Annotated in this window: 9 protein-coding genes; 3 read left to right on the top strand and 6 right to left on the bottom strand. The window is 51.9% G+C overall.

What is annotated here, in order from left to right; translation table 11 throughout:
• From CWB99_RS23535 to CWB99_RS23515, 5 genes are all read right to left on the bottom strand, one after another.
• On the bottom strand, positions 1 to 333 hold a 333-nt coding region (locus CWB99_RS23535; RefSeq protein WP_138686241.1), incomplete at its 3' end, for a tetratricopeptide repeat protein.
• Between the two features lie 233 nt (positions 334 to 566).
• Positions 567 to 1,544, bottom strand: a complete 978-nt coding sequence (locus tag CWB99_RS23530) for a universal stress protein (protein ID WP_138553650.1) — start codon at positions 1,542 to 1,544, stop codon at positions 567 to 569.
• Complete coding sequence (locus CWB99_RS23525; protein ID WP_138553651.1) at positions 1,531 to 3,255, bottom strand: cation:proton antiporter; 1,725 nt, start codon at positions 3,253 to 3,255, stop codon at positions 1,531 to 1,533. The genes CWB99_RS23530 and CWB99_RS23525 overlap by 14 nt, the downstream gene beginning before the upstream one ends.
• 305 nt (positions 3,256 to 3,560) lie before the next feature.
• The gene (locus CWB99_RS23520; protein WP_138543240.1) at positions 3,561 to 4,007 is read right to left on the bottom strand and encodes an Hsp20 family protein; all 447 of its coding nucleotides are present in this window, start codon (positions 4,005 to 4,007) and stop codon (positions 3,561 to 3,563) included.
• An 860-nt stretch (positions 4,008 to 4,867) separates the two neighbouring features.
• Positions 4,868 to 6,112, bottom strand: a complete 1,245-nt coding sequence (locus CWB99_RS23515) for a hypothetical protein (protein ID WP_138553652.1) — start codon at positions 6,110 to 6,112, stop codon at positions 4,868 to 4,870.
• A gap of 161 nt (positions 6,113 to 6,273) precedes the next feature.
• On the opposite strand from CWB99_RS23515, the gene CWB99_RS23510 reads away from it, so the two are divergent.
• Genes CWB99_RS23510 through CWB99_RS23500 form a run of 3 tightly spaced genes read left to right on the top strand, consistent with a single transcriptional unit; the run spans position 6,274 to position 8,608 of the window.
• Positions 6,274 to 7,821: an ATP-binding protein gene (locus CWB99_RS23510; RefSeq protein WP_138553653.1), complete on the top strand. Its 1,548-nt coding sequence runs from the start codon at positions 6,274 to 6,276 to the stop codon at positions 7,819 to 7,821.
• Positions 7,822 to 7,830: 9 nt separating this feature from the next.
• On the top strand, positions 7,831 to 8,199 hold the full coding sequence (locus tag CWB99_RS23505; RefSeq protein ID WP_138553654.1) for a hypothetical protein: 369 nt from the start codon (positions 7,831 to 7,833) through the stop codon (positions 8,197 to 8,199).
• Between the two features lie 4 nt (positions 8,200 to 8,203).
• Positions 8,204 to 8,608, top strand: a complete 405-nt coding sequence (locus CWB99_RS23500) for a hypothetical protein (protein WP_138553655.1) — start codon at positions 8,204 to 8,206, stop codon at positions 8,606 to 8,608.
• A 90-nt stretch (positions 8,609 to 8,698) separates the two neighbouring features.
• Here CWB99_RS23500 and CWB99_RS23495 read toward each other — a convergent pair whose 3' ends face one another.
• Positions 8,699 to 9,148, bottom strand: a complete 450-nt coding sequence (locus CWB99_RS23495) for an Hsp20 family protein (protein WP_138553656.1) — start codon at positions 9,146 to 9,148, stop codon at positions 8,699 to 8,701.
• Positions 9,149 to 9,629: the final 481 nt, after the last annotated feature.

Genomic DNA, 9,629 nt, shown 5'->3' with positions numbered 1-9,629 from the left:
GCCTTTTCCTTGTAGATACATTAAGCCCAGGTTGCACTGACCACGCGCATCTCCCTGTTCAGCGGCTAACTGATAGTACTCAACCGCCTTCTCATCACTTTGCGCCACACCTTGACCAAGTTCGTACAGAACCCCAAGGCTGCACTGCGCGATTGGGTAATCTTGTTCCGCTGCTTGTGTAAACCAGTAAGCGGCTTGTTGATAATTTTGCTCCACTCCCTCGCCAAAATAGTAGGCAAGGCCCAACTCAGTTTGAGCCTCGGCATCGCCACCTTGGGCTTTCTCAATCAGTGCTTGGATCTCTAGGGGTAGTTCGGGGTTATGTTCTGACATCAATATTCCTTTTAAACTGCTTAACCCCGCAAAAGTCTGGTATGGGGTTTTATGCCCATATTAAACGGTATTTTATAATGGCTGACAATGGGATAAATTTTACTCATTGGGTACAGTTTGCCTGTACGAGGGTGAAAGCCCGAAAGCAGTATTGGCGCAGGCGAAGTGAGAAAAGCCGAGAAAGGCGGTCCACCGACTCGTCAGCCGGTGGACCTGTGGGTTACCCTCGCGGGTTATTTAATTGGGGTCTGGAAACCTTTGGGCTTAATGGCGAGTACGGAGCACTGGGTTTGTTCCAGGATCGATTCGGCGGTGTTGCCGATTATCAAACCCGGAATACCGACACGGCCGACTGTGCCCATCACGATTAGGTCAATTTGGTGTTTTTGGGCCAGCAGAGGGATCTCTTTACTGGCTTTGCCTTTGACCTGGTGCAGTTTGGGTTGCAGATACTGAACGGCTGACTTGTCGAACAGCTGGTCCATTTTTGTCACCAGCCGGGCCAGCTTAGTGGCGCAGTCTCTGCGCCCCTGCTCTACATAATCATCCACCTGTTCGTCCGACTGATGCGCAAAGGTGCCGTAGCGCAGCCAGTCTTCGGCGTAAGCATCCCAGGCGCTGCCCACATGCAGCTCAGACAGCTCTGGCAGGCTTAACGACACGCTGTATTCCATCACTGCCTGATTGAGTTTGTCCTGTACTTGTTCATCATCCAGCTCTCTGAAGCTGTCGTTAACGTCGACCGTAGCCAGAATTTTACCAAAGGCATCGAGCTGTCCGGGTTTAAGCATCAGCACAGGGCAGGGGCATTTACGCAGTAAATGCATGTCTTCACTGCCCAGCATGCGATCCATCCAGTCTGCGTCTTCGGCGCATTTGACCACCAGGTCGTACTGATCATCGACCGCGCGCTTGATGATCTCAATAAAGCCGATCCCGGTGCACACTATGATGGCGGGATCCTGGTTTGAGTCCAGCGCTTTGATCTTGGCTTCAATGGCGGCCCGCTTGTTGGTGATCAGCTCTTCTAGCTGGCTGGCGTACTCTTCTTTGCTGGTAAAGAATGCGCGCCAGTGTTTGGCCTCCTTTAATACCGAGATAAAGGTAACGTCGGCCTGGTTGTCGCGCGCCAGCTTAAGGGTTTGCACCACAGCGGTGTCCATGGTTGCTTCCGGGTCCACCACACATAATATCTTGTTAAATCGTCTCATTATTTACCTCTAACTGGGCGCTGGCTGGTGTTGCCGCCTTTACCCGCTCTACCGCCCGCTCGGCGGCATCATGAAATGGCATCAGTACCAGTGTAGCGCCTTTTTTTTCCAGCAGTGGCTGGTCGTGCTGGTGCTGGGTAGAAATGGCAATGCCGCCGCTATAATGTTGTTGTTTCAGGCCATCTATCAGTGCCAGGCGTGGATCTTCATGGGTTACGCCCAAATCATGCTGTGGCATAGCCGACACCACCCACTTTACGCCCTGCAGCGGCAGGTCGTTCACAAACGCCGGATCGCTGGCATCGCCATACATCACCAAGTGGCCGTCGTTACGCCAGCGCCTGACTTCGTCGGGGTTAAAGTCTACCGCCAGCAACTTGAAGCCTTCTTTTTGCAGATAGTGGGCCAGTGCCTTACCGTAGCGGCCAAGCCCAAACAGGATCACATCATAGGCTTGCTCTGATGATGGCTGGCTTTCGAGCGCTTCTTCTCGGAATGGTTTTTCGCGCTCAAACACCCCTAGCCAGCGCTCCAGCTTGTTATACAGTCCATGGGAGTAAGTGATCATATACACCGACATGGCAATGGTAATAAGCCCCACCAGCGTGACCAGTCCCAGAGAGTCGGCCGACACATGGCCAAGCGTGAGTCCCATGGCCATAAAGATAAGTGAAAATTCACTGATCTGCGCCACGGTTAACCCGGCCAGAAAACCGGTGCGTTTGCGATAGCCCATCAGCCCCATGATCACCATCACAATGATAGGGTTACCAATGAGTACAAACAGCGACAATATCAGTGCCGGGAACACCTGAGAGCCAAGCAGGCTCAGGTCCAGCTGTGTCCCCAGGGCAATAAAGAAAAACAGCAGCAGAAAGTCGCGCAGCGAAGCCAGGCGCGCAACTATGGCCTCTCTGAATGGGGTAGATGCTAAAGATATCCCCGCCAGCAAGCCGCCCAACTCTTTACTAAAGCCCAGCTGGCTGCCGATAGCCGCCAGTAACGTCGCCCAGCCGATGGCAAAGGTGATCAATAACTCCTTAGAGCGGGCGATGCGACTGACCAGTGGAGTGGCCATATAACGGATAAACACCAGCACAAACGCAAGCATGATCAATCCATACAGCATTACGCTGCCTATTTGCGCCAGCGCCGAGTGAGTGCCGTTCGATTGCGCGCCTATGCCCAGGGCTGAGAGCACCATCATCGCCAGCACCACCACTAAGTCCTGGACTATCAAAAAGCCCACCGCGATGCGCCCATGGAGGGAGTCTACTTCGCGTTTATCCGACAGCAGTTTGACAATAATAATGGTACTGGAAAAGGTCAGCGCAACGGCAACATACAAGGAGGTAACGGTATCCAGCCCCAGCATTTTACCGAGTAAAAAGCCAATGGCGGAGGTAAATGCAACCTGCCCCAGCCCGGTAGCCAGTGCCACCGGCCCAAGTGTACGAATGAGTTTCAGGTCAAGCTTAAGGCCTACCAGGAATAACAATACTGCAATGCCCAGTTCGGCCAGCAGTTCAATGTGTTCATGAGACTGAACTATGTTTAAAGCCGAAGGCCCGGCAACCACCCCCACGGCAATAAAGCTCACAATCATGGGTTGGCGAAGTAACACGCCAATAAACCCCAACGCGGCGGCCAATACCACCAGCGCAGTGAGCTCATAAAAAGCCGACAGATGGATAAAACTTAGGTCGAGCATTGCACCTCCTTCTTCATGTTCAATGGCTTACAGCTTTACCTCAGTGGTCGCCAGCATCACAACTCCCTATGCAAAAATCAATCTAAGTTCTGTGGATCGTCGCTGACCATGTTCTACATCAAAATAGCAGCGAAAAGACGCCGTGGCATGCGTTTTATAGTATGAATTTACCGTATTTATAGGCAGTTATACTCGAAGTGTTGTGTAATTAGCAGACACAAAAAAGCCGCCCTCTCGGGCGGCTGATGGGAAATCAACAATGTAATACAAGGAAAAGGGAGTGAGTAATTACTACTCTTCAGGTGTTAGCCTTCAATTAGTTTTCCGGTGCCAATCTCAATCTTTCTTGGCTTTAACGCTTCCGGTACTTCGCGTTCCAGGTCAATCAGTAACAAGCCGTTCTCAAGCTCTGCGCCAATCACTTTTACGTGGTCGCCCAGCTGGAATTTGCGCTCAAAGTTGCGCTCGGCAATGCCCTGGTGAATAAATTTACGGTCGGTTTTGTCTTCTTTATTTTGCTTCTCGCCTTTAACGGTCAGCGTGTTATTTTCCGACTCAAGCGATAGCTCCTGCTCCGTAAAGCCGGCCACCGCCATGGTAATTTGGTACTTGTCTTCAGCTAACGCTTCGATGTTGTATGGCGGGTAGCTGGGCTGTTTTTCGCTGCTACGCTGCGCCGCATCCATCATAGATGCCAGGTGATCGAAACCAATGAATGAACGGTAAAGGGGTGATAAATCTACTGTACGCATAATCGTATCCTCATAAAGCGATAATTAAGCCATTTACTCTTTGCAATAAACCAGTAAATAGCGGGTTTTTAACTCTAATGTTACTTAAATAAAGACTTTTAAAACAAAGCCTTAGTTTGGTTTGGGACCCTTCCGGCGTCCTCACAAATCTATCTATGGCCGGGGCCAATGCTTTTCAAGGAAGTTTTTTGAAAAAAGTTTGAGATTGTTTTTATCTATTTGATTTAAATTGGTTTTATTTTTAGCTTTGGACTGGGCAAGCAACACCTGAGTTGCGCCCATTTGTGCTAAAGATACACACACCACCGTCACCCCGGCCAGCGAGCCTGGGTCTGCTTAAAAGCAACGCGAATGCTTTGAGTGAGTTATGAGTAAAGTACGTCCCTGTAGTTACGTCCATCGCGCATCTCGACAATGTGCTCCTGCATTGTTCTACTTTGGACTGGCAAGCAAAACCTGAGTTGCGCCCATTTGTGCTAAAGATACACACACCACCGTCACCCCGGCCAGCGAGCCGGGGTCTGCTTAAAAGCAACGCGGATGCTTTGAGTGAGTTATGAGTAAAGTACGTCCTTGTCGTTACGTCGATCGCGCATCTCGAATCGCGCATCTCGACAATGTGCTCCTGCATTGTTCTACTTCCCTACGTCCATATAGGTCCATGCGCTCACCTCCTCATGCGGGGGCGCCGAGCCTGCGACGATATTTAATCGTCGGTCTTTCGTCGCCCGTCCGGGGCTCGCGTCCACTGACAAAAGGCGATACTTAATCGCTCGAGCTGGGAGTAAAGTACGTCCCTGTAGTGCAGGTCCGGCTCGACATCCATGTCTCGCGCCAAGTCATGCTGCGGTGATTATTAATCACCGGTCATGACTTGGCCCCCAAACATTTGTGCGGGATTTTAGGCCTGCGCCTGTGCTGGCGTCCGGGGTGATGAATAGCTGGCTTGGGCGGGCTGTTGGATCTTGCCAGTTGTGATAGAGCGGGATCAGGCGCTCTTTGATCATATTTTCCAGCGAATGATTCACAAACAGGTTGTTACCCGGGAAAGCCGGGAATTCGACTTCGTTTTCATCGTGGCGCAGCGCGGAGGACGAAATAGGATCATAGTCGGTGCGGAAGTTGATCACATTACGCAGCCGCATGGTGTTGGCAAAATAGCGGGCATAGGCGTCGATGATCTTAGTGCCGGGCGAGGCAAAAACCCGGGTCTGAATGCCAGTACGCACGCCGGAGTCGACCGCCGTATAACCGCCCAGGCTGTGGCCGGTGAGCACCACATTATGGCTGGTTGACGCTTCGGGTACCTGATAACCGGGTGCAACAGATGCCTGATTGGCAGGATACTGCTCCAAAATGCGCTGGCAAAACTCAAAGGCGGTGCGCTGCCAGGCGATGTCGGTTTCGGCCAGATTGGCAAAAAACAGTTTAACGTCTTCGTACAGGTCGCCGGTGTTAAACGGGTTGGTGCCCTTATAGGCAATGATCACTTCTTCTTCCAGGCCTTCAGAGGCAATGGCGGGTACTTTAACGGCAAAGGCATAGACGCCGTCTACATTCAGTAGTGTATCTATGATCTCAAGCTTACCATTGGTAAGCATTAACTTCTGGTAAAGTGGCTCGTCATTGTAGGCAAAGGTGCCACCGGGCTCCAGACTATACGCATAGGCTGAGGCAAACGCATAGCGCAGTACCTTGTTGTAGGCTATCACATCCAGGCTGGTACTGATCTCTTTGGCCTGCGCTGGGGTCAGTATAGGGTATTCCCAGCCGACACTGCGGTCGGAGGCAAAAAAGCTGATGTTATTGCTATACTGCGGGCCAAATTGCTGCGCCAGCGTTACCCGGCTCAGCTCTTCAAGGGTGGCCAGTGCCTGGGCATCGCTGACCTCAACGCCGTTGATTTTTTCTACCACAAAATAGTTGCCATAAATAGCGGTAAGCGCGTTATCGTGCCAGTGTCCCTGCAACTTGGCATAGTCATCGCCTGCCAGCATCCAGTGTTTTTTTATCAGTTGAGAGCGTGGTACAAAGCCCGTGTGTATGCCGTAGCTTTGCACAAAGGTGGTGTCTTGTTTGGTGGTTTGTGGGGTTGAGTCCAGCATAATTATCCTCCCGGATTGTGGTTTCCGAGAGCAAGTATGGAACACAATACACGGTTCGCCAGTTACACGAACTTACAGTGCTGGGTAAAAAATTTAACCCTTGCCTGAGCTGCACTGCTGAAATAGGATGAAAAAGTAAGCATTAACCAGGGAGTGTGAGTGTGGCTGAGCGCAGTGTGTCAGTGCAGGGCAGTGCCAATCAGAGCATTATTATTAACGGCGATCATAATCAGGTGGGGGGCGCGGTGGAATTTCGCATTCCGCTGGTGCGCCCCCATGCCCCTGCCCGGCGTCGTCGAGGTCCGCAAACCCCACCGAATGTGCTGGATATTCTCAGCGCGCACAACAAAGCATTGAGCTTACAGGGCCGAGAGCGCGAGCTTTCGATGCTCCATGAATGGCTAAGTGACAACAGGGATATTTCCGTCTTTGCCATCACCGCCTCCGCAGGCAGTGGCAAAACGCGCCTGGCCATTGAGCTGTGCGAGCAGGCAGAGCAGCAAGCGGGCTGGGCGGCTGGCTTTGTACGTAGCGATGACTTAGCAGAGTTGGCACATGCCTTTAAATTTGCCCAGGCTAACTGGTCCCATTCTTTAATATTGGTGGTTGATTACGCCGGGGCTAATGCGCAGGCACTGGCGCAATGGCTTGATGCCCTGTCTCAGCTAGATGACCTGGCCGACGGTATCCGGGTGCGTATCCTGCTGCTGGAGCGCGAAGCCAGTAAAGAGGCTGGCTGGTGGCACACGCTAACGGGCTCTGCGTTAGGTAGCGACCAGGCGCGGCTTGACCTGTTTACCCAGTTTGAGCCCTATGCGCTGGCTGGGCTGAGTGATATCTCATTACGGCGAGCGGTATTGTGTGCTGCGCTGAATGCTGCGCAAGCGCTGGTGCCGAATCCTCAAGCCAGTACAATCCCCAAGCCAGGTGAACAACCCGACTTTGATACTGCGCTGGCCGACCCGCAATTTGCTAATCCACTGGCGCTGGTTATGGCAGGTATTCTGTGCCGGGACATGTCGCCGCGCGCGGCTTTGTCATTACATTATCTGGCTGCGGCCGAAAAACTGGCGCAGCGAGAAATCGATCGCTTTTACAAGTGTTTTGGCGAAGGGGGCAATGCCACTAAGCTGGCCCATTGCCTGTGTTTTCATTTACTGTGTGGCGGGCTCCATATTGCCGATATGCGCCAGACGCTCAGCACTGAGCTAGTTGCCATGGGCTGGCATAGTCCAGGCCTGGATAAAGAGTTACTTGCATTACAGCAGACGTTTCCGCCAGCGGAAGACGCGGGCGAAACAGCCAGACTATCGACCACTCAGCCCGACCTCATAGCCGAGGCTATGTGTATACAGCTTTTACATAGTGACAGAGAGCGAAGCTTAAAAGCGCCCGACATCTTGGCTCGTACCCTTGAATACGGTCAGGAGCTGGCCGCCGCCGCACTGGTTCGCCTGTTACAGGACTTTGCCTGTCCGGTCAGCCAGCCAACCGCTCAGCAGGCCCAGTTGTTACAGTGGGCAGAGCAGCTGGTCGAGGACAACCATCACAGTCGGAAGCTGATAGAATTACTCAATGGTGCTATGCCACACAGCTCTATCGCGCTGGCCGAACTAGCCTGCAAATTAACTACTATTTTATATCAGCAAAGCCAGACTCAGACTGAGCAGCAGATCAGTGAAGCTGATTTAGCGCGTTTGGCCATGTAACTGAATAATTTGGCCAACCGGCAAAGCGAGTTAGGCCAGCGCGAAGCTGCCCTCGCTAGCGCAACTGAGGCCGTTGAACACTACAGCGCATTGGCTGAGATCCACCCCGATACCTTTTTGCCCAATCTGGCTGGCACACTGAATAACTTGGCCAACCGGCAAAGCGAGTTAGGCCTGCGCGAAGCTGCGTTGTTCAGTTCAAAAGAGGCGGTGCAATTATTGTCACCTTATTTTATAAAGTGGCCAGAGGCATACAAATCGTGGATGGGAATTATGCTGGGTAATTACCTTCGTTATTGTGAGGCCGCAGATCAGGAGCCGGATGTTGAACTTGTCCTCCCCATTATTGAAAAACTTAATGAATTAGATCAGGAGTAATCCCATGTCAGACAGAACAATACAGGTGGGTGGCAACGCCAATGGTGCGGTGTTAAACACTGGCGACTATAACCAGATTGTGGCCACCCCTAAAATCACCATGCCTGAGCCTCAGGCGGTGGATATTCAGCAGGCACTGAGTGAGTTAACCACAGCGCTGGGAGAGCTTAGTACGTCGCAGCCGCGCAAACTGCATAATGCGCTGGAAGAGGCTAAAGAGGAAGTTGAACAGGCGCAGCCCGATAAGGCTGAGGTGGCTGAGTCGCTGGCCCGTGCGGCTAAAATAGCCAAAGAGGCCGAAAGCTTTGCCAGCCATAGTGAAAAGCTGGTCGAGCGTTTTACTCCGGTGCTGGGCTGGTTAGGTCCACATGCGACCCGAGTGGCCGAAGCACTGGGCGTGGCTATTTAATCTGTTTGCTATGGCAGACAAAAAAGCCGCCCTTTCGGGCGGCGGGTGGGAATTCAACAATGTAATACAAGGAAAAAGGGAGTGAGTGTTTTATTTGCTCTCTAACAACTTACCGGTGCCAATCTCAATCTTTCTTGGCTTTAACGCTTCCGGTACTTCGCGCTCCAGGTCAATCAGTAACAAGCCGTTCTCAAGCTCTGCGCCAATCACTTTGACATGGTCGCCCAGCTGGAATTTGCGCTCAAAGTTGCGCTCTGCAATGCCCTGGTGAATAAACTTACGGTCGGTTTTGTCTTGTTTATTTTGCTTCTCGCCCTTAACGGTCAGCGTGTTATTTTCCGACTCAAGCGACAACTCCTGCTCCGTAAAGCCGGCCACCGCCATGGTAATTTGGTACTTGTCTTCAGCTAACGCTTCGATGTTGTATGGCGGGTAGCTTGGTTGCTTCTCGCTGCTACGCTGCGCCGCGTCCATCATAGATGCCAGGTGATCGAAACCAATGAATGAACGGTAAAGGGGTGATAAATCTACTGTACGCATAATCATATCCTCATAAAGCGATAATTTAGCCATTTACTCTTTGCATTAAACCAGTAAATAGCGGGTTTTTAACTCTAACATTACTTAAATAAAGACTTTTAAAACAAAGCCTTAGTTTGGTTTGGGACCCTTCCGGCGTCCTCACAAATCTATCTATGGCCGGGGCCAATGCTTTTCAAGGAAGTTTTTTGAAAAAAGTTTGAGGTTGTTTTTATCTATTTGATTTTAAGTGCTTTTATTTTTGGTTATTTGCTTTGGATCTTTGCTCCGGTCAGTCACCGTTTTGCTGTCGGTGGTTCCCGGCTCAAGGCCGGGATGACGAAGGCGGAGCTGGGATGACGAAGGCGAAGCTGGGATGACGAAGGCGAAGCTGGGATGACGTAGGCGAAGCTGGGCAGAGGGAGTCGAAGCTGGGATGAGGAAGTCGAAGCTGGGGGGTGGAAGGCGCAGCTGGGGGGGGGGGGGGGCGGGGGGGGGGGGG

The sequence above is a fragment of the Pseudoalteromonas rubra genome (assembly GCF_005887095.1).
GTDB classification, from domain to species: domain Bacteria; phylum Pseudomonadota; class Gammaproteobacteria; order Enterobacterales; family Alteromonadaceae; genus Pseudoalteromonas; species Pseudoalteromonas rubra_E.
This window is presented reverse-complemented; position numbering and strand designations above follow the sequence as displayed.

Bases quoted from the DNA above. Each gene is read 5' to 3' on its own strand.
- CWB99_RS23530 (WP_138553650.1), bottom strand. From the start codon at position 1,544: ATGAGACGATTTAACAAGATATTATGTGTGGTGGACCCGGAAGCAACC.
- CWB99_RS23525 (WP_138553651.1), bottom strand. From the start codon at position 3,255: ATGCTCGACCTAAGTTTTATCCATCTGTCGGCTTTTTATGAGCTCACT.
- CWB99_RS23495 (WP_138553656.1), bottom strand. From the start codon at position 9,148: ATGCGTACAGTAGATTTATCACCCCTTTACCGTTCATTCATTGGTTTC.
- CWB99_RS23520 (WP_138543240.1), bottom strand. From the start codon at position 4,007: ATGCGTACAGTAGATTTATCACCCCTTTACCGTTCATTCATTGGTTTC.
- CWB99_RS23500 (WP_138553655.1), top strand. From the start codon at position 8,204: ATGTCAGACAGAACAATACAGGTGGGTGGCAACGCCAATGGTGCGGTG.
- CWB99_RS23515 (WP_138553652.1), bottom strand. From the start codon at position 6,112: ATGCTGGACTCAACCCCACAAACCACCAAACAAGACACCACCTTTGTG.